General features: G+C 35.0%; 27 protein-coding genes, 1 riboswitch and 1 other annotated feature. Of the genes, 22 read left to right on the forward strand and 5 right to left on the reverse strand.

The window, feature by feature from the left end; all coding sequences use genetic code 11:
- Window positions 1–53 precede the first annotated feature (53 nt).
- The 4 genes from MKY29_RS09165 (at window position 54) to MKY29_RS09180 (ending at window position 2,379) form a co-directional block, all read left to right on the forward strand.
- On the forward strand, window positions 54–341 hold the full coding sequence (locus MKY29_RS09165; protein WP_241599834.1) for a DUF1033 family protein: 288 nt from the start codon (window positions 54–56) through the stop codon (window positions 339–341).
- 178 nt (window positions 342–519) lie between these two features.
- Entirely contained in the window at window positions 520–720 is a 201-nt protein-coding gene (locus MKY29_RS09170; RefSeq protein ID WP_090561394.1) for a cold-shock protein, read from the forward strand.
- A 148-nt stretch (window positions 721–868) separates the two neighbouring features.
- Window positions 869–1,693, forward strand: coding sequence for an STAS domain-containing protein (locus MKY29_RS09175; protein WP_340879568.1), 825 nt, complete (start codon window positions 869–871; stop codon window positions 1,691–1,693).
- Between the two features lie 182 nt (window positions 1,694–1,875).
- The gene (locus MKY29_RS09180) at window positions 1,876–2,379 is read left to right on the forward strand and encodes a YkvA family protein (protein WP_093494799.1); all 504 of its coding nucleotides are present in this window, start codon (window positions 1,876–1,878) and stop codon (window positions 2,377–2,379) included.
- A 150-nt stretch (window positions 2,380–2,529) separates the two neighbouring features.
- Here the strand turns inward: MKY29_RS09180 and MKY29_RS09185 are convergent, their stop codons facing one another.
- Both MKY29_RS09185 and msrA read right to left on the reverse strand, forming a co-directional pair.
- Entirely contained in the window at window positions 2,530–4,131 is a 1,602-nt protein-coding gene (locus MKY29_RS09185; RefSeq protein WP_093494800.1) for an ABC-F family ATP-binding cassette domain-containing protein, read from the reverse strand.
- A 313-nt stretch (window positions 4,132–4,444) separates the two neighbouring features.
- Window positions 4,445–4,963: a peptide-methionine (S)-S-oxide reductase MsrA gene (msrA, locus tag MKY29_RS09190; RefSeq protein WP_340879569.1), complete on the reverse strand. Its 519-nt coding sequence runs from the start codon at window positions 4,961–4,963 to the stop codon at window positions 4,445–4,447.
- Between the two features lie 144 nt (window positions 4,964–5,107).
- On the opposite strand from msrA, the gene MKY29_RS09195 reads away from it, so the two are divergent.
- The 9 genes from MKY29_RS09195 (at window position 5,108) to MKY29_RS09235 (ending at window position 14,043) form a co-directional block, all read left to right on the forward strand.
- Window positions 5,108–6,049: an LCP family protein gene (locus MKY29_RS09195; protein WP_093494802.1), complete on the forward strand. Its 942-nt coding sequence runs from the start codon at window positions 5,108–5,110 to the stop codon at window positions 6,047–6,049.
- A gap of 71 nt (window positions 6,050–6,120) precedes the next feature.
- Complete coding sequence (locus MKY29_RS09200; RefSeq protein ID WP_093494803.1) at window positions 6,121–7,314, forward strand: AI-2E family transporter; 1,194 nt, start codon at window positions 6,121–6,123, stop codon at window positions 7,312–7,314.
- A 5-nt stretch (window positions 7,315–7,319) separates the two neighbouring features.
- On the forward strand, window positions 7,320–7,712 hold the full coding sequence (locus tag MKY29_RS09205; RefSeq protein ID WP_090561379.1) for a sporulation protein: 393 nt from the start codon (window positions 7,320–7,322) through the stop codon (window positions 7,710–7,712).
- 179 nt (window positions 7,713–7,891) lie between these two features.
- Window positions 7,892–8,128, forward strand: a complete 237-nt coding sequence (locus MKY29_RS09210) for a hypothetical protein (protein WP_093494804.1) — start codon at window positions 7,892–7,894, stop codon at window positions 8,126–8,128.
- A 59-nt stretch (window positions 8,129–8,187) separates the two neighbouring features.
- Entirely contained in the window at window positions 8,188–8,322 is a 135-nt protein-coding gene (locus tag MKY29_RS09215) for an RAxF-45 family protein (RefSeq protein WP_269915700.1), read from the forward strand.
- Window positions 8,323–8,441: 119 nt separating this feature from the next.
- Complete coding sequence (abc-f, locus tag MKY29_RS09220) at window positions 8,442–10,301, forward strand: ribosomal protection-like ABC-F family protein (protein WP_445677871.1); 1,860 nt, start codon at window positions 8,442–8,444, stop codon at window positions 10,299–10,301.
- Window positions 10,302–10,627: 326 nt separating this feature from the next.
- Entirely contained in the window at window positions 10,628–12,634 is a 2,007-nt protein-coding gene (locus MKY29_RS09225; protein ID WP_340879571.1) for a methyl-accepting chemotaxis protein, read from the forward strand.
- A gap of 65 nt (window positions 12,635–12,699) precedes the next feature.
- Window positions 12,700–12,807, forward strand: a riboswitch (SAM riboswitch).
- 75 nt (window positions 12,808–12,882) lie between these two features.
- Window positions 12,883–13,791: a homoserine O-acetyltransferase MetA gene (metA, locus tag MKY29_RS09230; RefSeq protein WP_241599839.1), complete on the forward strand. Its 909-nt coding sequence runs from the start codon at window positions 12,883–12,885 to the stop codon at window positions 13,789–13,791.
- 21 nt (window positions 13,792–13,812) lie between these two features.
- On the forward strand, window positions 13,813–14,043 hold the full coding sequence (locus tag MKY29_RS09235) for a hypothetical protein (RefSeq protein ID WP_241599840.1): 231 nt from the start codon (window positions 13,813–13,815) through the stop codon (window positions 14,041–14,043).
- Window positions 14,044–14,216: 173 nt separating this feature from the next.
- Here the strand turns inward: MKY29_RS09235 and MKY29_RS09240 are convergent, their stop codons facing one another.
- Together MKY29_RS09240 and MKY29_RS09245 are read right to left on the reverse strand one after the other, a co-directional pair.
- Complete coding sequence (locus tag MKY29_RS09240; protein ID WP_340879572.1) at window positions 14,217–15,731, reverse strand: LysM peptidoglycan-binding domain-containing protein; 1,515 nt, start codon at window positions 15,729–15,731, stop codon at window positions 14,217–14,219.
- A 544-nt stretch (window positions 15,732–16,275) separates the two neighbouring features.
- On the reverse strand, window positions 16,276–17,517 hold the full coding sequence (locus MKY29_RS09245; protein ID WP_340879573.1) for a hypothetical protein: 1,242 nt from the start codon (window positions 17,515–17,517) through the stop codon (window positions 16,276–16,278).
- A gap of 193 nt (window positions 17,518–17,710) precedes the next feature.
- Here MKY29_RS09245 and MKY29_RS09250 point away from each other — a divergent pair, with 193 nt between their 5' ends.
- The 4 genes from MKY29_RS09250 (at window position 17,711) to MKY29_RS22005 (ending at window position 19,831) form a co-directional block, all read left to right on the forward strand.
- Window positions 17,711–18,223 carry a DUF1572 family protein gene (locus MKY29_RS09250; RefSeq protein ID WP_340879574.1) on the forward strand — a complete coding sequence of 171 codons (513 nt, stop codon included), beginning with the start codon at window positions 17,711–17,713 and terminating at the stop codon, window positions 18,221–18,223.
- A 168-nt stretch (window positions 18,224–18,391) separates the two neighbouring features.
- A complete protein-coding gene (locus MKY29_RS09255; RefSeq protein ID WP_340879575.1) occupies window positions 18,392–18,775 on the forward strand; it encodes a GrpB family protein in 384 nt (127 codons plus the stop codon).
- 6 nt (window positions 18,776–18,781) lie between these two features.
- Window positions 18,782–19,372, forward strand: a complete 591-nt coding sequence (locus MKY29_RS09260; protein ID WP_340879576.1) for a histidine phosphatase family protein — start codon at window positions 18,782–18,784, stop codon at window positions 19,370–19,372.
- Between the two features lie 354 nt (window positions 19,373–19,726).
- Window positions 19,727–19,831 carry a putative holin-like toxin gene (locus MKY29_RS22005; RefSeq protein WP_402848510.1) on the forward strand — a complete coding sequence of 35 codons (105 nt, stop codon included), beginning with the start codon at window positions 19,727–19,729 and terminating at the stop codon, window positions 19,829–19,831.
- Between the two features lie 220 nt (window positions 19,832–20,051).
- Here MKY29_RS22005 and MKY29_RS09265 read toward each other — a convergent pair whose 3' ends face one another.
- Window positions 20,052–20,282: a PepSY domain-containing protein gene (locus MKY29_RS09265; protein WP_340879577.1), complete on the reverse strand. Its 231-nt coding sequence runs from the start codon at window positions 20,280–20,282 to the stop codon at window positions 20,052–20,054.
- A 190-nt stretch (window positions 20,283–20,472) separates the two neighbouring features.
- Window positions 20,473–20,688: a binding site (T-box leader), on the forward strand.
- A gap of 79 nt (window positions 20,689–20,767) precedes the next feature.
- On the opposite strand from MKY29_RS09265, the gene trpD reads away from it, so the two are divergent.
- The 5 genes from trpD to trpA are packed head-to-tail and all read left to right on the forward strand — an operon-like array spanning window position 20,768 to window position 25,184.
- Window positions 20,768–21,799, forward strand: a complete 1,032-nt coding sequence (gene trpD, locus MKY29_RS09270) for an anthranilate phosphoribosyltransferase (protein WP_093494812.1) — start codon at window positions 20,768–20,770, stop codon at window positions 21,797–21,799.
- The gene (gene trpC, locus MKY29_RS09275) at window positions 21,796–22,587 is read left to right on the forward strand and encodes an indole-3-glycerol phosphate synthase TrpC (protein ID WP_340879578.1); all 792 of its coding nucleotides are present in this window, start codon (window positions 21,796–21,798) and stop codon (window positions 22,585–22,587) included. The genes trpD and trpC overlap by 4 nt, the downstream gene beginning before the upstream one ends.
- The gene (locus MKY29_RS09280; RefSeq protein WP_093494814.1) at window positions 22,584–23,201 is read left to right on the forward strand and encodes a phosphoribosylanthranilate isomerase; all 618 of its coding nucleotides are present in this window, start codon (window positions 22,584–22,586) and stop codon (window positions 23,199–23,201) included. The genes trpC and MKY29_RS09280 overlap by 4 nt, the downstream gene beginning before the upstream one ends.
- Window positions 23,201–24,406 (forward strand): tryptophan synthase subunit beta, encoded by a 1,206-nt coding sequence (gene trpB / locus MKY29_RS09285; RefSeq protein WP_241599847.1) that lies wholly within the window; start codon window positions 23,201–23,203, stop codon window positions 24,404–24,406. The genes MKY29_RS09280 and trpB overlap by 1 nt, the downstream gene beginning before the upstream one ends.
- Complete coding sequence (trpA, locus tag MKY29_RS09290; protein ID WP_340879579.1) at window positions 24,399–25,184, forward strand: tryptophan synthase subunit alpha; 786 nt, start codon at window positions 24,399–24,401, stop codon at window positions 25,182–25,184. Before trpB ends, trpA begins: the two co-directional genes overlap by 8 nt.
- The last annotated feature ends 147 nt before the right edge of the window (window positions 25,185–25,331 follow it).

Genomic DNA, 25,331 nt, shown 5'->3' on the forward strand with positions numbered 1-25,331 from the left:
TTATATTGGAGAAGTAAAATATGAGTTAATAAAAAATGTTAGAGGCGATGAAAATGTATGAAGTAATTTACATGAAGGCAGACTACGAGCCCTGGTGGCTTTTTGAAGGTTGGGAACAGTATATCGTAGAAAAGCATGTTTTTGAAAATGAAGCAGAGGCAAAATCCTTTTTAGATAGTAAACTCGTGGAATTGCGGGAGATGTTTCCAAAAGAAACAAATAAGGATGAGAAATACTGGGCTTTTTGGTCAGAAAAAGAGGTATGTTTTTGTGATTCTTGTGACGATGATTTACAAATATACCATGGACTAATATGGAATGAAACGCAACAAACTATTTAGAATTGCGAAAATATTCATTGACTAAATTCTAGCAACTGATATAATTTAATTAACAATTTAAGTGAAAAATACCGTATTAATTATTCACATATCCTATGAAGTGATCGATGTGAGATCGGTACTTCATGGAATATGTGAATTTTTTTCACGTATTGATTAATTTTTTGGAGGTAATAGAATGAAACAAGGCACAGTTAAATGGTTTAACGCAGAAAAAGGTTTTGGTTTTATCGAAGTAGAGGGTGAAAACGACGTATTCGTACACTTCTCAGCAATTCAAGGAGAAGGCTTCAAATCACTTGAAGAAGGACAAAAAGTTGAATTTGAAGTAGTTGAAGGTAACCGCGGACCTCAAGCTGCAAACGTTACAAAACTATAAGAGTACAGAGAAGTACACCGTTAGGGTGTGCTTCTTTTTCACATTTTATAGTTTTATACATACTCAGATAGATTAAATATTAGTAGGTTTAATTATTTTCACCGAGGGTATAAAGAGCTTAGTTTATTATTTCATAGGGGGAATAATTTTGGATGAGGCATTACTTGATCATAAATTGAAAGAATATTTGCAGGCAAACAAACAAAATTTTGAAGAGTATTTATTGAACCAAGCTGTGAATGTTAGAGAGAAAATCGATGATATATTAAAAGTTGGAGATATCGATCTGATCAATAATGCTCATAATCTTATTCATCTTATTATTGATGGAAATGAGCAGGATAAACTTAGTGCATTTTCAAGGCAAGAGGGTATTGCATGGGCTACATTTTCCTTAACATTATCGTTTAAGTTGGAGTGGATTCAAGCGATTAGGAGAACGATGTGGGCTTTTATTCAAAAATATAGCAATGAAGTACAACTAATTGCTATCGACGACTTTTTTGAGTTAGAAAAACAAATTAATAATCAAATAGATTACTTTTTAAATGAATTCTTTATTAACTACTCAACATATAAAGATGCCCTTATTTCCTCACAACGAAAAGAAGTGGAAGCGCTTTCGGTTCCGATAATACCGATTACGCCAACTATATGTATCTTACCTTTAATCGGATCAGTGGATACTTATAGAACAAATATAATGGAGGGAAAAATACTAAACGAGATTGGTCGTTTACACATTCAAACATTAATAATGGATTTATCGGGAATATCGAAAATGGAAATAGAGGTAATAGATCATTTAATGAAAATTATTTATGGTACTTCGATGATGGGCTGTGATACAGTTATTACTGGTTTAAGACCGGATGTTGTTAGACAAATGATTCAATTAGGTATTAAGTTTGATCAAGAAACAAAAACCTATGCAACTCTGCAACAAGCATTAAACCAATACTTAATTAAGTAAAGAATAGGTGGTTCGTAAAAATAGATACGAATCACCTTTTAATAATTTTTCGGAGTTATCTATTTCCTAACTTATAAGTTCTCTTAGCCCTTGTATAAAATTTTTGAGTAGTTTAAGAAATGCTTATAATGTTTCAAATTGTCTTTTTTTTGGTATAGTGAAAAGAGAAAGGGGATATGGCGATGAATGTAGAACTCAAGAAAGAGCTACCAACTTATGAGGAGCAGCAAGACTTCTATATAAAATTACGTTCTAAGATCACAGATTATGTAGAAAGTAAATCGGGGAAAGCAGGGAAGTTTACTCCATATCTTCTGTTTGCGCCGGATTTATTTCATTTATTAGTGAAGTCGATGTTTGATGAACGATTAGATGCCAAAAGTAAAACACTCGTTGGTAGTGGGATTTTGTATTTCATCACTCCTTTAGATGTATTACCTGAAGGATTAGTTGGACCAGGTGGGTTTATAGACGATATAATTGTAGCTACTTTTGTAGTCAACATGTTATTAAATAAATTTAAACCAGAAGTGATTGAAGAACATTGGGCAGGGGACGATAAATTATTGAACGTCCTGAAGAATATCTCAGAAACAAGTGATTCATTACTAGGTAAATTACCAACAAGGTCATTACTCGGTAGATTTATTAAGACTTCAAAAAAGGACAGATTAGTTAAAAATTAATCCTTTCAAAAAATTTTACTTTGATTACTTTCATAATTGTTATAACAACATACCAGAAGAGATTAACTAAGATAGAACGAAAGTATTACAAAAAAAGAGTACAGGATCATGACACAATGTCACAATCCTGTACTCTTTATTTCATCTATCTTATAAGTTTTGTGTTTCTTTCCACTCTAAGAATTCATCGTAAGTCAATTGTTTATCTAAGATAGATCCGTCATCACGAATTTCGATTACGCGATTTGCAATTGTTTGGATGAATTGATGGTCATGTGATGTGAATATCATAGCACCCTTGAATAATGTAAGTCCATTATTCAATGCTTGAATAGATTCAAGATCTAAGTGGTTCGTTGGTTCATCTAGTAATAATACATTCGATTCCGAAAGCATCATTTTTGAAAGCATACAACGTACTTTTTCTCCACCAGAAAGAACAGAAGGCTTTTTCTTTACTTCTTCACCTGAGAAAAGCATACGGCCAAGGAATCCTCGAAGGAATGTTTCGCTTTCATCATCTGGAGAATATTGGCGTAACCAGTCTACTAATGAAGGCTCACTACCTTCAAAGTATTTTGCGTTATCAAGCGGGAAGTAGGCACGTGTTGTAGTAATACCCCAACGTATTGATCCTTCTTTTGGTTCTTCTTCTTCAGCTAAGATACGTAATATAGCTGACTTCGCTAATTCATCACCTAAAAGAATAATTTTGTCTTCTTTATTCATAGTGAAGCTTAAATTAGAGAATAGTTTTTTGTCTTCTGTTGAATGACCTAAATCTTGAACTTGTAATACATCATTACCGATTTCACGTTTCATCGCGAAATTTACATATGGATATTTACGAGATGATGGTCTAATATCATCTAGTTCTATTTTGTCTAGCATTTTCTTACGAGATGTTGCTTGTTTGGATTTAGAAGCATTGGCACTAAATCGAGCAATAAATGCCTGTAGTTCTTTGATTTTTTCTTCTTTTTTACTATTTTGATCTGAAGCTAATTTAGAAGCTAATTGACTCGATTCATACCAGAAATCATAGTTTCCTACGTAAACTTGAATTTTACTGAAATCTAAATCCGCAATATGTGTACATACTTTGTTCAAGAAATGACGGTCATGGGATACAACAATTACAGTATTTTCAAAGTTAATGAGGAAGTCTTCTAGCCATTGGATAGCTTTAATATCTAAATGGTTAGTAGGCTCATCTAGTAAAAGTACATCTGGTTTGCCAAAAAGCGCTTGAGATAGTAGAACTTTTACCTTTTCTGAACCAGTTAAGTCAGCCATTTTCTTTTGGTGCATGTCATCAGGAATACCAAGACCTTGTAAGAGTATTGCTGCTTCTGATTCAGCTTCCCATCCATTTAAATCAGCAAATTCACCCTCTAATTCGGCTGCACGCATACCATCTTCATCTGAAAAGTCTTCTTTCATATAGATAGCATTTTTTTCATTCATTACTTCATATAAACGTTTATGCCCCATCATAACTGTCTCTAAAACAGTGTGTTCTTCGTATTCGAAGTGATTTTGTTTTAAAATAGCTAAACGTTCATCTGGATTCATAATAACATTACCTTCTTGCGGTTCAATTTCACCAGACAAGATTTTGATAAATGTTGACTTTCCAGCTCCATTTGCACCAATCAAACCATAACAGTTTCCTGGTGTAAACTTTATATTTACGTCTTCGAACAATTTACGATCACCAAAACGAAGACTTACGTTACTTACTGCAATCATGCTAGTACCTCCTAAAATTCACAATGAACTTATTATAACATGAAATATAAACAAAATACAGAATCCCTTTGTTAATGAGGGTTAGGACAAATATTCTGGCTTTAAGCCTCTATTTAACAGGTTTTATCTGTTTATGAGCGGACTGGGGTGTCTCCCTTATCCAACTTTTCATCTAACGAGAATAAAGGACTGCAAGACAATGATGAAAACCACTTCAATTTTGAAGTGGTTTTCGTCTAAATTTTATTTCTTCTTTATTAACCGATGTCTTCCAAAATTTTGGAGGTACTTTCGTTGGTGTAGATCTAAAATTCTATTTCCAATTTTTTTCTATAAACTCATCTCGACCTGATTGTGCACGATCCTCTTTATAGTGAGTTGGGCTTTTCTTATAATAGTCTTGATGATACTCTTCTGCCTCATAAAATGTTTTAGCATCACGAATTTCGGTAACAATAGGTTTAGAGAACTTCCCACTTGCTGCAAGTTGTTCTTTCGATTGCTCCGCAAGCTCTCGTTGTTCATCTGAATGAATAAATATAGCAGTGCGATATCTTTCTCCTCGATCTTGGAACTGACCGCCATCATCGGTAGGATCAATTTGTTGCCAAAATATTTCTAATAGCTTTTTGTAGGAGAAGATGCTTGGATCAAATTGTATTTCTACCACTTCTAGATGACCAGAATCTCCTTTTTTTACGTCTTCGTATGTAGGGTTATCAAGATGACCACCCATATATCCTGAAGTTACCTTATGTATTCCGTCCCAAGTGTCAAATGGTTTTACCATGCACCAAAAACATCCGCCTGCGAAAGTTGCTATTTCTACCATGATCTTTCCTCCTATTATTCTCACTAATTGATGTATTGTCTTATGTAAAATAGATTTTACCACTTGTTTAGTAGTAGTACAAAAATCTGAAACTTTTCTTAACTGAAATACGTTATTATTAGGGTATAAAGGGGAGATTTCAAGATGGAAGAAGAATTACAACAAACTAGAAGACGTAGAAGAAAAAGACGTCCAAGAATAGGACGTATGCTTTTTGTTATTTTATTATTTTTGGCTGTAGGAGTAGGTATTTATACATTTACACAATATTCTAGCGGTTATAAATTAGCTGACACAGATAAAAAAGAACCAATGGACTTTAAAGGAGATGTACTTAAGCAAGGTGAACGAGAAAACATCTTGGTTTTAGGTGTAGATTCCAGAGGGGAAGACAAAGCTCGTACAGATACTATGATGATTTTTTCTTGGGATAAGCAAAATAATGATGTTAAGGTAATCTCTTTCATGCGTGATATATATGCCGATATCCCTGGGAATAAATCCTATAAATTAAATACAGCTTTCTATTTAGGGAAAGTACAGTTATTGAAAGATACTATGCAAGAGATGTTCGATTTACCAATTCATCACTATGCATTAATCGATTTTAGTAGCTTTGAATCCCTTGTTGACATAATTGCACCGAATGGAGTTCCAGTTAATGTAGAGAAGGACATGTCAGAGAAAATTGGTGTTACATTAACCAAGGGGCAACAGAACTTAAATGGACAAGAATTGCTCGGTTATGCTCGTTTTCGTTCGGATGCTGAAGGAGACTTTGGACGAGTTGGAAGACAACAGTTGGTAATGGAAATCTTAAAAGATGAGCTATTATCCATAGAAAATATACCAAATTTACCTAAATTCATTGGCGCAACAGAGGGATATATCCAAACAGATTATTCACGCTCTGACAAAACAAAACGAGTATTAGATGCACTAGTAAGTGGTAAGTTAGAAATGGAAAAAATGACAATTCCAGTGGAAGGAACATATTCATTTAAGCGCTATAGTCATGCTGGGTCAGTCATTGTACTCGACGAAGAGAAGAACAAAAATGCAATTACAGAGTTTTTAGAAAAATAACTTGCTTTAAGATTGCCATATTTATTTTTCCTCCGTAAAATAAATATATATAGAAAGGAAGTTTGATAGAAGTGGAGCCAGAAAAACCTTCTTTTTTTTCTACTAGATACATAAAATTTTTAGGTGGACGTAATACTATCTTTTCATTGGTTCTTTTACTGATGATCGGTCTTGTTATTATGATTTATGATGAGATTTCTTTTATATTTGTACCTTTGACGGTATTTCTGGGTAATGTAATCTTACCTATAATCTTAGCAGTTATTGTGTATTACTTATTACGACCAATACTACGTTTATTAGAAAAAATAAAAATTAAACGAGTATGGGGCATACTTATTATTTTCTTAGTATTAATCGGATTAATAACATTACTAGTGTTTCTAGTATTTCCTTTTTTAAAGGGTCAAGTCTTTAAATTAGTGGAAGAATTACCTACTTACTTTATTCAGCTCTTCAATGACTTAGATGAATTTTTACGAACATCTATTTTTCAGGAATATTATTTACAAATTGAGAATGATGTTACTTCAGTATTAAATGGTCTTCCAGCTGAAATAGGAGAGTTTGTACAAGATACTGTAACCGGTATTATAACTGGGATTTCATCGATTGTTGGTGTATTAACTAGTTTTGTTTTAGCTATAGTAACTGTACCTTTTATCGTTTTTTATCTTTTAAAGGACGGCGAGAAGTTACCCCACTTTGTTCTGAAGTTGTTTCCTCCAAGAATGAGAGATGATTTACAATCTGTATTTACAGGTATAGATAGACAAATTAGTTCTTATATTCAAGGACAAATACTAGTATCAATGTGTATTGGAATAATGATTTCTATTGGATTTACAATTATCGGTATGCCGTATGCACTTCTACTTGGAGTCATAGCGATGGTTACAAGTGTAGTACCTTATTTAGGTCCAGTGATAGCTATTACTCCTGCTGCTATTATAGCCCTAGTAAAATCACCACTTATGCTAGTAGGGTTGGCGATAGTTTGGACGATTGTCCAGTTAATAGAAGGGAAGTTTATATCACCACAAATTATGGGTAAATCATTACATGTTCACCCAATTACAATTATCTTTGTTCTTATTACATCAGGTGCATTATTTGGTGTTCCAGGAGTAATATTAGGAATTCCAGGATATGCAATTTTGAAAGTAATCGTTTCACACTTTTATACATTGTTTAAAAAGCGTTATAATAAGTTTGAACCAGTAATAGAAAATCACTATGAGTATACAAATCACAAGGTGGACTGAGAATAATGGCGAAGAAATTTGAATCTTCCATAGAAGTAAAATCTATAAAGATAGACACGATTGTCGATCACCCTTATATTGAACATGGTATTAATCTGTCGGGCACGATTTATATAGAAGGGGTACACGATGAATCGGTAGAAAATATCAAATTAGAGGTATTTAAACTGACAAATGGTGAATCACCTAAAATTGTATCGAAGCACTCAATTGAATTAGTAGGAGCAGCTGCATCTAAGGACATGCAAATGATACCTTTTGAAATTATGCCAGATGAAAGATGGATTCCAGATAGTAATGAGGAAGTAACAAGACTAATTTTAAGAACAACAGTATTATTCGAAAATGGTTCTGAATATAACGACGAAGATGAAATTTATTTTGATATTGAAGAATGATTTATGAAGCTCTAGCCTCGTGCTAGAGCTCTTTTTTTATAAGAGAATCTACTTGGCAAAAAAACATCATCAATTTAATTAAACTAAAAGTTAAACCATGAAAAGATAGTTGAATAAATTTTATAGTATAAAGTTACGAAGGTTGTGCATTCTAATGTTAAATTAGGAGGAAACTAACAATGTTTAAACGAATGTTTTCGATACTTATTATTTCTTGTTTCATACTAACTGCCTGTGGATTTCAAAGGAATTCCAATCAACCAGCTAACCCTGAGACGCAAATAGACAACCAAGATCAAGAAATTCCAAATACAGGTAATGAAGAAGTTAATGAAGAAAATGATGTAGGTATTCCTAAAGTGGACGAATCCATAAATGATCCATCTTTTGAAAAACCAAATGAAAATAACGATTGAATTGTTTGAATAATTATGCTATTATTTATTTAACTAATTCGAACGGAGGTGAAGAAAGAATGAAAAACGCTATGAATGCACAATTTTTTATGTTGGAATTTTTATCCACTTCTTGTGCAATTACTCATGAAATTGCTAACAACGGGACAGGTCTGTCCATTTTTAGACAATTTCAAAGTAATGTTCATAGCTAAGAAGTCATTCTTTCGGATCCTAAATGGTAGCGAGAAGACTGTGCTTTTTAGACAGTCTTTTTTTGTTGCGAAAAAAAGGCGCTTCTTAGCTCATAAAGAATTGAAGGGAAGCGATCATAATGATATGTACAATACAAAATATAACAAAAATGCTTGGAGGAAATACGATTTTCGAAAACATATCTCTTGATATTAAAACGGGAGACAGGTTAGCCATTGTTGGTCGTAACGGTAGCGGTAAAACTACATTGTTCAAATTGTTAGCAGGAAATGAAAAACCTGACGAAGGATATATCAACTTTAAGAAAGGTGTATCCATTGGTTATTTGGCTCAAATACCTACTTTTTCAGAAGATATTACAGGTCTTGATGTCCTCCATTATGCTTTTCAAAAGATTACGGAGTTACAAAAGAAAATGATTCAGATGGAGCAACAAATGACAACCTTAAATTCAGAAGGGATGGAGCACCTGCTACAGCAATACGGAGAAGTACAAGAACAATTTACACTTTTAGGCGGTTATACAATGGAGTCTGAAATTGAAAAAGTAGTGCAGGGACTTCAGTTGAACCAATTCGTAAACCAATCATTTGCTAGTTTAAGTGGTGGCGAACAAACAAAAATAATGCTTGGGAAAATTTTACTGTCAAATCCAGATATATTATTGTTGGATGAACCGACGAATCATTTAGATTTATTTGCAGTTGAGTGGTTGGAACAATATTTGGTTAACTATTCAGGGACTGTTGTAATCATTTCGCATGACAGATATTTCTTAGACCAGGTCGTAAACAAAATTGCAGATTTAGAAGAAGGTGAGCTTTCTCTTTATCATGGAGATTATTCTTCCTTTATTTTAGAGAAAGAAGCTAGATTAATGCGTGAGTTCCAGGAGTATGAGGAACAACAGAAAAAGATCAAAAAAATGAAGGATGCAATAAGACGACTTAGACAATGGGCAAATGAAGCGGTTCCACCAAATCCAAAGTTATTTCGTCAGGCACGTAATATGGAAAGGGCACTAGAGAGAATGGTAAAAGTTAGAAAACCTTTAATCGACCCGAAAAAGATGGAGCTTTCCTTTGAATTTGCTTCTAGAAGTGGAAAAGAAGTAGTTATGATGAAAAATGTATATAAATCATTTGGAGATAAAGCATTGCTAGAAAATGCACAGCTAAATCTATACTGGAAGGACCGAGTTGCGATAGTAGGTCGAAACGGTTCTGGTAAATCCACTATATTAAATCTTCTGCGTGGAGAGATACCTATTGACAATGGAGAAGCTCGGTTAGGTAGTAATGTCCGGGCAGGTTATTTGTCGCAGCATTATGAAATTCAGGATCCGAAGTCTAGGCTAATTGATGTATTTCGAAGTGAGTTAAATGTGGTCGAGGGAGATGCACGACATATTCTCGCAAAATTTATGTTCTATGGACCAGATGTATTTAAGCGAATAGGTGATTTAAGCGGTGGTGAGCGCATGAGACTTCGGTTAGCACAGCTCATGCATCAGGATATTAATCTCCTAATTCTTGATGAACCGACGAACCATTTAGATATTGAGTCTAGAGAAGTACTTGAAGATGCTTTAGCTGATTTTGATGGAACTATATTGGCCGTATCACATGATCGGTATTTTTTAAATAAATTATTTCCTAAAACTGTCTGGTTAGAAAAAGCCCAGCTCACTACATTTGAAGGACCATATGAGTGGGCTAGAACAAAATGGGAGGAAATGTATTCTAAGCGAGAAGTAGAAGATGTTTCAGAGAAAAAGACTAAAACTAAACAACCAACAAGGGAACGTGTAAAAGAGCGAACAATCGATGAAGAAATTTCTTGTTTGGAAAGTGAAATTTCATATTTAAAAGAAAATGCAAAAATAGAAACTGATTGGGGAATTTATGAAAAGCTTATCGAATCTATTCAAGCAAAAGAAGAACAACTTGAAATCTTATTGGAGGAATGGATTGGTTAGGAAGTATTAGAATTACTTATAATGATTATGACCACCTTTTAAGAAGGTGGTCTCTTTTGTGAGATTTCAAGTCAGGTATCTCAAATTGGAAGATTTATTTTTAGTTCCTTTATTTTCATTAATAATATGTTTGAAATCATCATCTGCAGAAAATATGATAGAAAGGTAAATAAGAAGGTATTTCACCGAAATTTGTTTTTTTGAAGAGTAAGTTATTTTTCATGCATTAATATTCTCTCATTGTGCCGATATAATAGTATAAATATACTTATATATGGAATATTCATATCGGAGCATATTCAATACATAGAGAAGGAAGATGAGTAATGCGTAAATCTATAAAGTGGAAAATAATTATTGCTGTTATGGCTCTAATTATTGTAAGTATGGCACCATTAATAACCATTAGTACGAACACTATTAGTAAAAAGATGGAAAAAGACTTAATTGATCAAAGCCAAGTTATAGTTCAAGAAATGTCAACATCAATTCAGAATTATTTAGCTACATATGAAAAAGGGCTTATTCAATTATCAACTTCAAATGATATTGTAGATTTTCATAATAGTGCTAAAGCAACTGATGGAGTTTTAGCCAAGAAATTAGAGAAACAATTAGATACTAAATTTAATGAATTTGTTTCATTATATGACGCTGTAGCTTCAGTCTACATAGCTTTACCTGATAAATCGATTGAAATTATCCCAGAAGCAGACCTAGGAGCAGATTTTGATCCTACTTCAAGGGAATGGTATTTAAATGCAGTTTCAAATAAAGACAGTTTCAGCTGGTCTAAACCTTTTGTAGATGCTTCTACTGGAGAATATGCAATTTCTGGTGCAAAAGCTGTTATTAGAGATGGCCAAGTGGTTGGTGTATTAGCCATTGATATTCTATTATCCAAATTAACAGAAACGTTAGCAAACAATGAGTTAGGTTATGAAGGTTATCCAATTATTGTGGATGCAGATGGTAATGCTATAGTTCATCCCACTTTATTTGGTGAAAACATATCTGAGAATTCATCAGTTAAAAAAATGCTATCTAGTTCCTTGGAAAGTGGAAATGTGACTGACGGAACGGAGAGTACTAATACAATTACTGTATTTACAACTTTACCAGAATTGGATTGGAAAATAGGAGCTGTTTATGAGGAAAATAAGATAAACGAAACAGCAGACAGTATACGTACAATGATAATAATAATTGTTTTAGCCATTGAGGCAATCATATTTATCGTATTATATTTCATGATTAGCGCTATTTTAAAACCAATCGGCCAACTAAAAAAATTAATGGATTCTATTGCTGATGGAGATTTAACTGTACAAGCGAATATAGGGTCTAAGGACGAAATTGGTCAACTTGCTACAAACTTCAACAAAATGTCTAGCAGTATGAATGAAATTATTCAGGTTGTAAAAGAGTCCGCAAATAACGTGCAGTCAAATTCTGAAAATTTAAGTGCTGTAGCTGAAGAAACAAATGCTTCTGCGGAACAAGTGTCATTAGCTGTTAGTGAAATTGCAGAAGGTGCATCTAAATCAGCAGAAGATGCTGGTGAAGTAACAGAGAGTTCCGTGCACTTAAGCGAGCAAATCAATCTCATTAACGAAAAATCAATAACGATGACTGATATAGCTACTAAAGCAAATTTAATGAATACAAATGGTCAAAACCAAATGAGTGAATTGAAAACTTCTTTCCAAAACTGGGAGTCTAATCTTACCTCCATGTCTACATTGTTTACAACTTTAGAAGTTAGAGTAAAAGCGATTGGCAGTGTTATGGAAACCATTATGGAAATCTCATCACAAACGAATCTCCTCGCACTGAATGCAAGTATTGAAGCGGCCCGTGCAGGTGAGCATGGAAAGGGCTTTGCGGTCGTTGCGGATGAGGTGCGAAAGCTTGCAGAACAATCTGCTAAAGCCACAGAGGAAGTAAAACAAACTATTACGGAGCTACAAAGTGAATCCCATATTGTAGGGGAGCAAATGACAGACACCATCAAAACATTCCGCGAACAAGGTTCTGTTGTAACTGATACTGAGTTAACATTTAGTGAAATATCAATATTGATGAATAGTTTACAAACATCTATTGATGCAGTTTCAGCAGAAATTGAACAGGTTTCCAACTATAAAGATCAGGTAGTAGATACTATTCAAGTGATGGCTGCAACTTCAGAACAAACTGCAGCAGCCTGTGAAGAAGTGAGTGCGTCTTCTGATGAGCAGTTACGAGCGATTCAGTCGGTTGCTGCAGCATCCGAGACCTTAACAGAGCTTAGTGATAAACTTGCGGAAGCAGTAAATCGTTTCAAAGTTTAAAAGAAGTTGAATTATTGGAAAACACATGTTAATATTCTTTAATAAAGAACATTATAATTTAATAACTCTTATCAAGAGAAGCAGAGGGACATGGCCCGTTGAAGCTTCAGCAACCTCTGATTTATCAGAAAGGTGCTAACTCCTACAAGATATAATTTCTTGAAAGATAAGAATCGAGAGCAAAACGTTCACCCTCTTTTCTTATATAAAGGAAAAGAGGGTTTTTAAATTTAAGGGGGAGTACTATTTTGCCGATAAATATACCTAAACAATTACCAGCAGCTGAACTTCTTAAAAAAGAGAAAATATTTATCATGGATACCGATCGAGCAATAACTCAAGATATACGTCCATTAAACATAATTATTTTGAATCTTATGCCTGAAAAGGAGAAAACCGAACTTCAATTGTTACGATTATTAGGGAATACATCACTCCAAGTAAATGTGACTTTTTTACATATGGCAACACATGATTCCAAAAATGTTAGTAAAACTCATTTAGATACTTTCTATACGACTTTTGAGGATATCAAACACAGAAAATTTGATGGAATGATTATTACAGGTGCTCCAATTGAGCATTTACCATTCGAGGATGTTAATTATTGGCCTGAAATGACTGAAATAATGGAATGGTCCAAAACGCATGTGACCTCTGTTCTTCATATTTGTTGGGGAGCGCAGGCAGCGCTTTATCATCATTATAGTATTGGTAAATTCGACCTACCCAAAAAATGTTTTGGTGTATTTAGTCATCGGTTATCCGATCCAACCATTCAATTAGTACGAGGATTTAATGATGAATTTTATGCACCTGTATCTCGTTACACGGCTGTGTTATACGACGAGATTAAACAAGACCCTCGACTGATATTGCTTTCCAATTCGGAAGATGCAGGTGTTTTCCTAGTAATATCTAAAGATAAAAAGCATATTATGATTACTGGTCACTTAGAGTATGATGCAACAACACTTGCAGATGAATACCAAAGAGATATATCAAAAGGTGTGGAGATTGATGTTCCAGAAAATTATTTTCCAAACAATGATCCATCACAAAAGCCAATGAACTCATGGCGGTCACATACACATTTGCTATTTTCCAATTGGTTGAATTATTATGTTTACCAAGAAACACCTTATGAATGGGAATAACTTTACAAAGTTGGTGTAGCTATGAATATTAGGTGGAAAAGAGAAGAAATAATTTTTGAAACATTGTATGAAGCCGATGTTTGGGCCGATTCTTTAGCAAATGAAATTTACGGAAGAATTTACGATGGATATATAACCTCAGACTACAAAATTGCTTATTCTCTTGCTTTTAGATTAGCTTCGATAGACACATTTAGAGTCAATACTCAGCAGGATGGATTAAATATATATAAAGTATGGGTGACTACCTAATCTGAAAAATAAGATTCAGGATTGAAGATGAGAGGGTAAGGTTCCAGTCAACTCGTAATTTAGAGAAAGACTGGGTGCTTTTACTTTTAGTGGAAAATTAAAACAACCTGAGTTCATCTAAATATAGACTCAGGTTGAAAATTGTTATTAAATTTTAGGGTTTCACACTCCATTTATTTGTTGAAATGGTGTATATTCCAAATATCAGGTGTTTCAGAGCCGATATACCAAGCAGCTGCTCCACCTAAGTTAAATTGGTTAGCAAGGTCTATACGAAGTTTGATAGATTGTTTATCCTCTACCCATATTTGGTGCTTATCCCCGTTTGCAGTAAATTCCACATAATTTTGCTGGGTATTTTGATCCCAAACTTTTATAAGATTTTTTGAAGAGATAATTTGTTCAACCTCACCCATTGTACGGTCGATACTTTTCACTTTTTTTGTCGTTAAATTAGTAATCCATTCTCTTGTGTAGAAAGGTACCGCCAAGATAATCTTGTGAGATGGTACGTCTTCCAGTAACAGTTCAATACCTTCTTGAACCCATGGCATAGAAGCTACAGACCCCGCTATTGGACTACCTCCCCAATGCTCATCATACCCCATCATAATGATATAGTCAGCAACCTGACCTAACGCATAACGGTCTATACTGCCAGACCAAAAAGGATCCTTGTTTTCGCGAGTAACGTCTACAGATACTTTAATTCCGTGTGGATGAAGAGCGTTTTTAAGTTCGGTTACGAAGCGGATAAAATCTTGCTTGTTTTTCGGATCGATGTTTTCAAAGTCCACATTTATTCCATCGCTTTTTGTTTGAACTAAAGAATTTTTAAGCGTTGACACTAATTTTTTGCGTTTTTCAGGATTACTTAATACCAAGTCAGTTAAAACTGGGTCGAATTTATTTCCAATTAGGGGCCAAACTTTCTTGCCTTTGTTATGTGCATCTTTCAGATAATTTGTGTCAGCTGTAATTAAAACAAAATTACCTGTGTTATTTAAAGTATACCATCTTGGTGACACCACATTTAAATTAGAGTGCTTCAATTGTTGTGAATAATTTTGCGAACTTCCGTTATACTTCCATCCCATTACGATTCGTTGCTGGTTCGTTTGTTTTAAAAGTGATTTATTAACCCAGCCTTTTTTACCACCCAACAACTGAATTTGTACGTAATAATCGGGAATGTTTAATTTTTGACCGACAATTAGGTTTGAAGATTGTAGTCTGTTCAACTTAGTTAAATCATTTATAGTTACATTGAATTTTTCAGAAATCTTCCATAAAGTATCACCATTTATAACAGTATATAGTGTATGTGTTTGTGGAATTATTAATTTCTGTCCAATTCGAATTTCTGCTGAAGATAGCTTATTTGTCTCTTGAAGTGCACTAAGTGGAATCCCGTATTGGTTTGAAATTTTCCATAATGTATTTCCAGGACTTACAGTATGCACTATAACGGTAGATGAGTCTCCTGATGCAGTAGATAGGACAGGGAATTCTTCTCCTTTTTTTAAAGTGGTGATAACAGTCGAACCTTGTTTTGGTAAACTTAATACGCTAACGTTATCTATTTGAACAGTCCCCACTGTAAGTGAACTACCAGTGGCTGTACTTTGTATAGGGTGAGAGCTTAGAAATAAGACAAATATAATAAAAATAGGAAGTACTTTTTTCACTTAAACCCATTCTCCTCTAGTTTGAAAGTAGTATTATAACTTTCATATATTACTATGTTTATAAATTAATAGATACAGGTACTTTGTGGTAAGTTCACCAATACAAAATGGGCGACAATAAGAAATGCTTATTAACATGCGGAATCTGTGAAATGCCCACAAAAAAAGCCAACTTCCAAATAAGTTGGCTTTCAGCTTGAAGACAAAAGTATTTTTATAAACTGCTATGAGTAATAATAAATATCTTTAAAGAGGTTGCTTTATCTAAATAAAAGTATTTATAGTGGAAACCTTTAAGGAGTTGTTTATAAGGCAAGGACCACCACGAAGACTCCTGTTGGAACAACTTGACCAATGTCTTTGCGACGAGTAACCGCAGGAGCATATGTTTTCACCGTGACGAGGAGGCTGAAGCCAAGCCCACGGAAAGCGAAGTGGTGGTCCTTGCAGATTTTAGTATACAACTCTATGCACCAAAAATTGAGTTTCTCTACAGTCTGAAAGCCAACTTCCAAATAAGTTGGTTTTTACTTTTTCCTATATATTAACTACGTTGGTCAGATATGGTTGCATTATTATTAGCTGCACTAAGAGCTTGAAGATTATCATATGGTGGTCCGGAAGTTGTACCGGCAAATAATACTATATCAAACTCATTCATTGGAATACCCCATGAGTTGCCCACAAAAGTAGTGAAAGCTCTGTCTACTAAGAAAGCGCCTTTTGTGTTATATACTACATTATTATCTATCTCGCCAGTTACATTTGGATTAATGTATATCCCGGTTCGTAATGAATAAAACGTATTTCCCTCAACGACAATGTTTATCCCGCCTTGTGATACTACTGCCCGGTTTACAACCCAGTTTGACATTGGCAATGCTTGTGGTGGACCAAATATCGTATTATTTAATAAGTTTGTATTTGTACCACCAATTTGGATGAATTCCTTTGCATATGGAATATCACTAGTTATTGTTAGACCGTTAATTGTAGTATCAGTTGCAGTAATTAATAAGGCTATAATATCTGCTTGAAGAAGAAGAGTTGTTCCAGGTTCTCCTAATAAGGTTATTCCCATTTTGTTAACTAAAATTTGGGAAGTGATTGGATATGTGCCACTTAAAATATGCACGGTTCCTCCAGGATTAACAGCTGCAATTCCATCGGTAATAGTTCCAAAAGGATTTGCAATACTCCCATCTCCTCCAACTGCTCCTGCACTTACGTAAATATTGTTTGGATCAACAAGCTCATTTATTGCTGCATCTAGGGATGCTTGGACACTTGCAATGGAAGTGTAACCCCCAACAGGTCTAGTATTTAGCAATACTCCTGCTACTTCATCTCTCTGAGCTTCAGAAAGAGCGTTATAAGCTGTTAAATTTAGCCCCAAACTAGGATCTTCAATTGCTGCCCTTATTTCTGCTAATGTTTGAGCATCATTAACCGCGTCCAGAAATATATTGGAACCAGATAATACATAATCTGTTTGTACTTGTGAAATAGTTATTGTGTCATTTGTATTAAGAAGATTGTCTAACTCACTCATTTGAGCTGTTACAAATTTTACTGAACTGAAAAGATCACCTTCATAAATTGTAAAGATTGTTAGTCCATTTAAAAATATATTTGTGTCGCTACCATAGGTAACACTCTCTGTTTCACCAGGCTCTAGTGTAAATGTTACGGTTCCATCCTGGTTGTACGGGAATTCTCCTTCACGAACAAAGAGTGTAATTTGAAATGCTGCTAATGTGTTATTGATAAATATTTTTTCTACCATTCAATTTCCTCCTTTCTTTTACTAGTATGAATACTAGAATTAGTAGAAAGACAAATTCTCTTTCTCTATTGCATAATATGGAAATTGATAAATTATGAATAGGCCATCTAATTTATGTTCATTGAATATTCAAGGATATATATAGTTTTTCTGAATATTTACTTTATAATAAAAAGAAAAGGAGTGGATTATTTTGAACGATATATCTTCTATACACATTGATTTTATGCGAGTAGTTAGGAAGAAGTTTTTAGATTTGATGAAGGATACAGAAAAAGCAGTTGTTCAGATGGAAGAAGATAAGCTATTTTGGGCACCAAATAATCATTCCAATAGTGTAGAGGTAATCATTAAGCATTTGAGTGGAAATCTGGTTTCACGATGGACAGACTTTTTGACGACAGATGGTGAAAAAACTACTAGAAATCGGGACAAAGAATTTGAAAGTACAATTGAAACTCGTGAAGAATTGATGGAAATTTGGTCGGAGGGGTGTCAGGTGTTTTTGAGTGCTCTTGATACTATTAAATCGGAACATCTGCTCCAAACCATTTATATTAGAAATGAGCCGCATACTGTAATGGAAGCTGTTATAAGAAGTCTTTCTCATACTTCCTCCCATGTTGGTCAAGTGATATACATTGCCAAACAAACAACTACTGAAGAGAAATGGACCACATTATCTATTCCCAAAAAACAAAGTTAATATTGGAGGATTTCTACTGGAGCTAGGATTAGAAAAAAAAGAAGTGAAGTTATTTCCTTAAACAGCTGAATGGAAAAAAGAGTTTAACAGAGTAAAGCAACAAATTATTGTTGTTACAAGACTTGGAGAAACCGAATTCAGCATATAGGAAGTACTGCCATAACTAACATGTCTGCAAAGCCAATCATAGATATATTAGTGGGAGTAGATGATATTGCAAATATAGATAAGTCTGTATTTAAAGCCCTACAAAATATTGGATTTCTAAGACTGAGAGTAGAAAGACCGGGTGAAATAGTTCTTGCTATGTTTACAGATGGTACATATGAAATAAAAACACATTTCATTCATATGATTGAATATGAAAATGAATTATGGATAAACCAACTATTCTTTCATAATTATTTAAATTCCAACGCTAAAGCTAGAGATGAATACCGAATGATCAAAGTAAACAGTGCAAAACTAAAGGATATTAATATAAATTTGTATACAGATTTGAAAGAACCATTTGTAAAAAGAATATTTAATAAGCGAATTAATAAGGGGTGAATAGAAATGATAACAAATTTATATTTTGTTCGGCATGCGCACTCTAATTATTCAGCTGATGAGTTAGGTAGACCGTTGTCGGAGCAGGGATTAATAGATGCCAAAGAAGTAACTGATTTATTAATAGTAGAAGATATAGACATTGTTGTATCGAGTCCCTATAGGCGAGCGTTTCAAACAGTTGAAGGAATTGCACTCCACTTAGAGCAAGAAATAGAAATTATTGATGCCTTAAAGGAACGGATCTTATCTGAACAGCCAGTAGCAAATTTCAATGAAGCAATTCTTCAAGTGTGGTCTGATTTTGATTTTTCACACCCGAGTGGAGAATCTAATCTTAATGCTCAAGCTAGAGGTGTCCACGCAACAAAAGAGATTTTGGAGAAATATGTAGGGCAAAATGTCGCAATAGGGACACATGGAAATCTAATGGTTTTAATAATGAATTACTTTGACCCTGTCTATGATTTTAGTTTTTGGAAGGAACTTGAAATGCCTGACATCTACCAACTCTCTTTTTATGAACAGCAGTTGATAGAGGTCAAAAGATTGTGTATGGAATCGAGAACAACTAGTGCCAGCAATACTACTTTTTAACGATATGAAATAGAAAGTAACTTTTAAAGTGTGATCTTGAACAAATTGGTAGTAACTTGCTAGATCAGGTATAGTCGAATATTGTAGTAGATTAATATCTCTTGAGGAAGATATAACACAACTAATGGAAAAAGGGGTTACCCATGGATTATATGTAGATTTTTAACTCGATTTTTTGGAATGTCAAATTACAGAATATTAAAATTAGTATAGAGAGTTACAAAAATAACTTACTTTTCATACGATAAACGCCTAAAATAGAACGTATGTGTGGTATAATTAAGTATATAGATTGATGATCTCATGGGTGGACCTCACTTTTTCCTTTCTGTTTAATGACAGTTACAGAAGGGGGTGCTGCTTTTGACGATATTTGAATCTCTCGTAATTATGATCAGTTTTTCTTCACTGATCATTGCATTGATTACGCTGACTTTTTCAATGACACGAAAAAAGTAATCCACCTGTGAGTTAGCGCTCGGATGGATTACTTAATCTACTTTGCCGACACCCTTGAAGGGAATCAGTCTATTTTACCGATTGGGTGCTACTAACATCCAGTCGGTATTTTATTGTATACCTGTATTTCCTTTATTATACCAACTATCCTGAAGGGAATCAACGGAGTAGTTGTTCCCAATCATATCACTGCTTCTTTTTTTGTTACATGTTTGTTTATTCAATCATAATCAATGTCATTTTCTTGTTCTACTTTTAATATATTACCTGTTCTTGCATGGATTTCTACTTCAAAAATCTGGTTGTTAGGCGACATGATGAATACTTCGTAAACTAAAATGCCATCTTCCATATCCAAGTCAACGTGTACAATTTCCCCGGATATTCTCTGTAAGGCAATACTCATTGCTTGTTCTAAAGTAATCCGCTGACCATATATTGGATTTACCACCGTTAAAAATCCTCCTTGTCTGCTTATAACCTAAGTTATGCAATTAAAGAGTAAAAGGATAAAAAATATTTGACAATTAAAAGTATTCCCACTATCATAATAGTTAACTTTTATGTTCGGATATAGGTAGAAGACGCTAAAAGTAGCGTCGCCTAAGAACAGATGAGCAGAGAATAGCTTAGTATAGCTGAGAAATTGTTTGAATAAGAATAGTAGCTTTAGTGGACAATATAGAGAGTCAGTGGTTGGTGAAAACTGATTTGTTACTGATGTGAATGGACTTATGAGAGCTTCCTCGAAACACATTAAGTGTTATAGAGGCAGACGTTTTCCTACGTTACAGGAGCTTAAGCGGGAGTATTACACTCCAACTAGAGGTGGCAACGCGGTCAATACCGTCCTCTTCCAAGGGATTTTTCTGAAATCCCTTGGAAGAGGACTTTTTTTATTTTGCAAGATACGAGCAGAGCAGAGGAGAGATTGAGATGAGAGAATTTATAGAAAAAGTTGAGAAGAGTGAACATTTATTGTATGAGGAAATGATTGTAGCTTCGAAGGCGATGTTTGCGGAAGATACGGAAGTACAATATATTGTAGATTTCCTAAGTGTACTTTCCAAAAAGGGTGAGACTTCCATGGAAGTTGCTGCACTTGCAACAGTTATGAAGTCCTTTGCTATTAACTTGAATGAGCCTATTGGAGAATATATGGACAATTGCGGTACAGGTGGTGATGGCTTGAATAGCTTTAATATTAGCACTACCTCGGCCTTTGTGTTAGCTGCAGCAGGAGTTACAGTAGCAAAACATGGAAATCGAAAAATTTCAAGTAAGGCTGGAAGCACCGATGTACTGGAGGCGTTAGGGATTCATACCTCAATTAGCCCAGTAGCATCAATAGAATTACTTAAACGAGAGGGATTAACTTTTCTTTACGCACCAAATGTACATCCCAAACTAAAGAAAATTGGAATTGCCCGAAAAATGATTGGAAAACCGACTATTTTTAATCTAGTTGGACCGTTAACTAATCCTATTAGATTACTGACACAATATACTGGGATTAATCGCTCAGACTTCACAATGGAATATGCAGATGTATTAAGAATTTTAGGCAGAAAAAGGGCCATAGTTGTTTGTGGTGCTGGAGGGATGGATGAAGCGTCTCTGGCAGGTGTTAATCAATTAGTCTTAGTAGATCACGGTGATTTAATACCCTTTAAGCTGACAGCAAATGATGTAGGTTTAGCTTCTGCTCCTATTTCTGCAATACAAGGAGGAGATAGTCACACAAATGCCAAAATCCTGCACAATGTTCTCAAAGGTGAAACAAGTCCCTATTTAGATACAGTTCTTTTTAATAGTGGTATTGGTTTATTTGCCTCAGGAATTGTTAGCTCGATTCAAGAAGGAGTTAAGTTGGCCAAAGATACTATCCATTCAGGAAAAGCATTAGAAAAGCTGGAAGCAGCTATAACTTTTAGTCAACAATCTGTAAGACATGAGGTGGTATTATGACAACAATTTTAGATAAGATATTGGATGCTAAAAAAGGGGAAATCGAGCAGATGCTTCTTCGACCGGTTTCAGATCAAGCTGAAATTATTGTCAGACCGTCGTTGTTTGATGCACTTTATCAATCTAAAACGTTACAGGTAATTTCCGAGATTAAGCGAGCTTCTCCTTCAAAAGGATTGATAGCAGAAGGAATCAATCCTGGTGAAAAAGCAACACGATATGTTGATGCAGGAGCTGTTTGTATTTCTGTATTGACCGATACCCCTTTTTTTCAAGGAACATTTGATGATTTAGCAGAAGTTGCTCGTACCGTAGATATCCCAATACTTTGTAAAGACTTTATCATTCATCCAATCCAAATAGACTATGCAAAGAATGCTGGAGCGTCTGTTGTTTTACTTATCGTAGCTGCACTAGAACAGGGGTTGCTTAATAGTTTATATAAATATGCAGTAAGTAAGAATTTGGAAGTTTTAATGGAAGTTCATGATTCTGAAGAGCTAGATCGAGCTTTGCAGCTAGATGCGAAATTAATAGGAATTAATAACCGGGATCTTAGAACATTTCAAGTAGATTTATCTAGAACTGCGGAAATCGCAGCAATATTTCCGTTTGAAGAAGAGCGTGTGCTCATTAGTGAGAGCGGCATTTGGAACTCCATTGATGCTATAAAAGTAGCTAGCTATGGTGCTAGTGCAGTGCTAGTGGGGGAATCGTTAATGCGTAGTGGAGAAATTGAAAATGCTGTTCGAAGCTTACAGGTTAAAAGGGAGGTAATTACCTCATGACGAAGGTGAAAATTTGCGGGCTTATGGAGAAAGAACATGTGGAAATCGCCGTTAATGCTGGTGTTGATGCGATTGGTTTTGTCTTTGCACCAAGTAAGAGGAAAGTAACTGTTGCAAAAGCGCACGAGCTAGCCAAAGAAGTGCCTCCTAGGGTTTTGAAGATAGGAGTTTTTGTAAATCCAACAAAAGAGGAACTAATAAATGCACTCAAAGAGGTTCCGCTTGATTATATACAATATCACGGTCAGGAAACTCCTGAATTTATACTGACAAACAATCTACCTTCAATCAAAGCATTATCGGTTCACAATGAAGAGGATGTTCTTCAGGCGAAAAAGTACGAGACAGAGTTTTATTTGTTTGATGCACCTGGTACAGATTATCAGGGCGGTAGTGGAGAAGTATTTGACTGGCAGCTGATGGAGGTCAATGATATACCGACTGAAAAAATTATTCTAGCAGGTGGTTTGACGCCAAGCAATGTAAAAGATGCTATTGAGAGAGTAAATCCTTATATGGTAGATGTGTCTAGTGGAGTAGAACGAAATGGCATCAAAGATAAAGAACTTATTCAAGGATTTATACATGCTGTAAAAGATAGGGGTGGGGAATGATGGTTAATTATACAGAGGGACAAAGAGTTGGTAGATATGGTAGGTTTGGTGGTCAGTATGTTCCAGAAACATTAATGACTGCTTTGATAGAGCTTGAAAATGCCTATGAGGACGCTATTTGTGATCCAATGTTTTTAGATGAAGTAAATTACTATTTAAAAGATTATGTTGGTCGTGAAACACCATTATATTTTGCAGAAAGACTTACAAAGGAACTTGGAGGGGCTCAAATATATCTGAAAAGAGAAGATTTAAACCATACTGGTGCCCACAAGATAAATAATACTATTGGTCAGGCGCTGCTAGCCAAGCGTATGGGGAAAAAGAAGATAGTAGCAGAAACTGGAGCTGGTCAGCACGGGGTAGCAACCGCAACAGTATGCGCATTGTTTGATTTAGAATGTGTTGTCTTCATGGGAAAAGAGGATGTGCGGAGACAGGAACTTAACGTATTTCGAATGGAATTATTAGGTGCAAAAGTTGTTTCTGTGGATCAGGGATCCTCCACATTAAAAGATGCAGTCAATGAGGCATTAAGATATTGGGTTTCAAATGTAGAAGATACGCATTATATACTAGGTTCTGCGCTTGGACCACACCCATTCCCGAAAATTGTTCGTGATTTTCAGCGGGTGATCGGGTTAGAAACGAGACGGCAAATTTTAGAAAAAGTTGGGAAATTACCAGATGCAGTAGTGGCATGTGTTGGTGGTGGTAGCAATGCAATTGGCATGTTCCACCCTTTTGTGGAAGATGAGGTTGTTACTTTGTACGGCGTAGAGGCGGGGGGAAGTGGTATTTCAACCGGACTTCACGCAGCCGCTGTTACCGGAGGAAAAGAAGGAGTTCTACATGGTTCTTATATGTACATTTTGCAGGATGACAATGGATTTATCCAAGAAGCACATTCTATCTCCGCCGGTTTAGATTATCCTGGAGTAGGTCCAGAGCATTCATACTTACATGATATTGGTCGCGTGAAATATACTTCTGTTACAGACTCTGAAGCCTTAGAAGGTTTACTGCTATTATCGAGAAAAGAAGGAATAATACCGGCTCTTGAAAGTGCCCACGCTATTTATTTTGCTACGGAGCTGGCTAAAGAAATGTCTCGGGAAGAAATTTTAGTTATTTGTTTATCTGGCCGAGGGGATAAGGATGTCCAAACCGTTCGTGATGCGTTAGGGGTGAATGACAATGGCTAAAGCGAAACTTTTAAATGCTATACAATCAGTAAATGCTCATGGTGATAAGGCATTTGTTCCTTATATAATGGCAGGTGATGGTGGACTAAAGACATTAAAGTCTAAAATATTATTTCTTCAAGCAGCAGGAGTTACTGCGATCGAACTAGGTATACCATTTTCTGATCCTGTTGCAGATGGACCTACCATCCAGAAAGCAGGTGAACGAGCACTTGCAGATGGCATAACACTTCGATCAATCCTGCAGGAACTAGAGACCTTCTATAAAGAGGTAAGTGTACCACTTGTTCTAATGACATATTATAATCCATTGATAAATTACGGACTGGAAAAGTTTGCAGAAGTATGTGATAAATTAGGTATTGCGGGATTAATCGTTCCAGATGTACCGTTAGAGGAAAGTGAATTATTGAAGAGTTTACTTATAAAAACAGAAGTCGCACTTGTCCAACTTGTTTCTCTAACTAGCTCACCGGAACGTATGGAAAAGATAGTTGCTGCTGGTGAAGGCTTCATCTATGCGGTAACAGTAAATGGAATTACGGGGGTAAGGGATAGATTTGATGATCAATTAGAAAAGCACTTAAAGCAATTGAAAGATATTAGCCCGGTTCCAATCCTCGCTGGCTTCGGAATTTCAACTCTCGAACAAGTGAGAACAGTAGGTTCCCTGGCAGATGGTGTAATTGTGGGAAGCGCGATAGTCGAGGCATTTCATCGAACTGAATTAGAAAAAATAAACGAGCTAATTGAAGCGTCTAAGAAAGTGCTTAAATAAGTTGGATTTAATGTCTTGACTAGATTTTGTTCTTACTATAAACGAAGAAAAACCGGGCAAAAAACGCTCCCGGTCCTTTAAGTTTATAATCAAGTATCTATCGTTTTAGAAGGGTTTAGACAGATGTTTTGCTATATAATAACCGCG

Source organism: Psychrobacillus sp. FSL K6-2365 (assembly GCF_038003165.1).
GTDB lineage: Bacteria > Bacillota > Bacilli > Bacillales_A > Planococcaceae > Psychrobacillus > Psychrobacillus psychrodurans.

What these genes read in the sequence shown, in the direction of transcription:
- MKY29_RS09165 (WP_241599834.1), top strand. Translation starts at nt 54, where the DNA reads ATGTATGAAGTAATTTACATGAAGGCAGACTACGAGCCCTGGTGGCTT.
- MKY29_RS09170 (WP_090561394.1), top strand. Translation starts at nt 520, where the DNA reads ATGAAACAAGGCACAGTTAAATGGTTTAACGCAGAAAAAGGTTTTGGT.
- MKY29_RS09180 (WP_093494799.1), top strand. Translation starts at nt 1,876, where the DNA reads ATGAATGTAGAACTCAAGAAAGAGCTACCAACTTATGAGGAGCAGCAA.
- MKY29_RS09185 (WP_093494800.1), bottom strand. Translation starts at nt 4,131, where the DNA reads ATGATTGCAGTAAGTAACGTAAGTCTTCGTTTTGGTGATCGTAAATTG.
- msrA (WP_340879569.1), bottom strand. Translation starts at nt 4,963, where the DNA reads ATGGTAGAAATAGCAACTTTCGCAGGCGGATGTTTTTGGTGCATGGTA.
- MKY29_RS09195 (WP_093494802.1), top strand. Translation starts at nt 5,108, where the DNA reads ATGGAAGAAGAATTACAACAAACTAGAAGACGTAGAAGAAAAAGACGT.
- MKY29_RS09205 (WP_090561379.1), top strand. Translation starts at nt 7,320, where the DNA reads ATGGCGAAGAAATTTGAATCTTCCATAGAAGTAAAATCTATAAAGATA.
- MKY29_RS09210 (WP_093494804.1), top strand. Translation starts at nt 7,892, where the DNA reads ATGTTTAAACGAATGTTTTCGATACTTATTATTTCTTGTTTCATACTA.
- MKY29_RS09215 (WP_269915700.1), top strand. Translation starts at nt 8,188, where the DNA reads ATGAAAAACGCTATGAATGCACAATTTTTTATGTTGGAATTTTTATCC.
- abc-f (WP_445677871.1), top strand. Translation starts at nt 8,442, where the DNA reads ATGATATGTACAATACAAAATATAACAAAAATGCTTGGAGGAAATACG.
- MKY29_RS09225 (WP_340879571.1), top strand. Translation starts at nt 10,628, where the DNA reads ATGCGTAAATCTATAAAGTGGAAAATAATTATTGCTGTTATGGCTCTA.
- MKY29_RS09235 (WP_241599840.1), top strand. Translation starts at nt 13,813, where the DNA reads ATGAATATTAGGTGGAAAAGAGAAGAAATAATTTTTGAAACATTGTAT.
- MKY29_RS09245 (WP_340879573.1), bottom strand. Translation starts at nt 17,517, where the DNA reads ATGGTAGAAAAAATATTTATCAATAACACATTAGCAGCATTTCAAATT.
- MKY29_RS09255 (WP_340879575.1), top strand. Translation starts at nt 18,392, where the DNA reads ATGTCTGCAAAGCCAATCATAGATATATTAGTGGGAGTAGATGATATT.
- MKY29_RS09260 (WP_340879576.1), top strand. Translation starts at nt 18,782, where the DNA reads ATGATAACAAATTTATATTTTGTTCGGCATGCGCACTCTAATTATTCA.
- trpD (WP_093494812.1), top strand. Translation starts at nt 20,768, where the DNA reads ATGAGAGAATTTATAGAAAAAGTTGAGAAGAGTGAACATTTATTGTAT.
- trpC (WP_340879578.1), top strand. Translation starts at nt 21,796, where the DNA reads ATGACAACAATTTTAGATAAGATATTGGATGCTAAAAAAGGGGAAATC.
- MKY29_RS09280 (WP_093494814.1), top strand. Translation starts at nt 22,584, where the DNA reads ATGACGAAGGTGAAAATTTGCGGGCTTATGGAGAAAGAACATGTGGAA.
- trpB (WP_241599847.1), top strand. Translation starts at nt 23,201, where the DNA reads ATGGTTAATTATACAGAGGGACAAAGAGTTGGTAGATATGGTAGGTTT.
- trpA (WP_340879579.1), top strand. Translation starts at nt 24,399, where the DNA reads ATGGCTAAAGCGAAACTTTTAAATGCTATACAATCAGTAAATGCTCAT.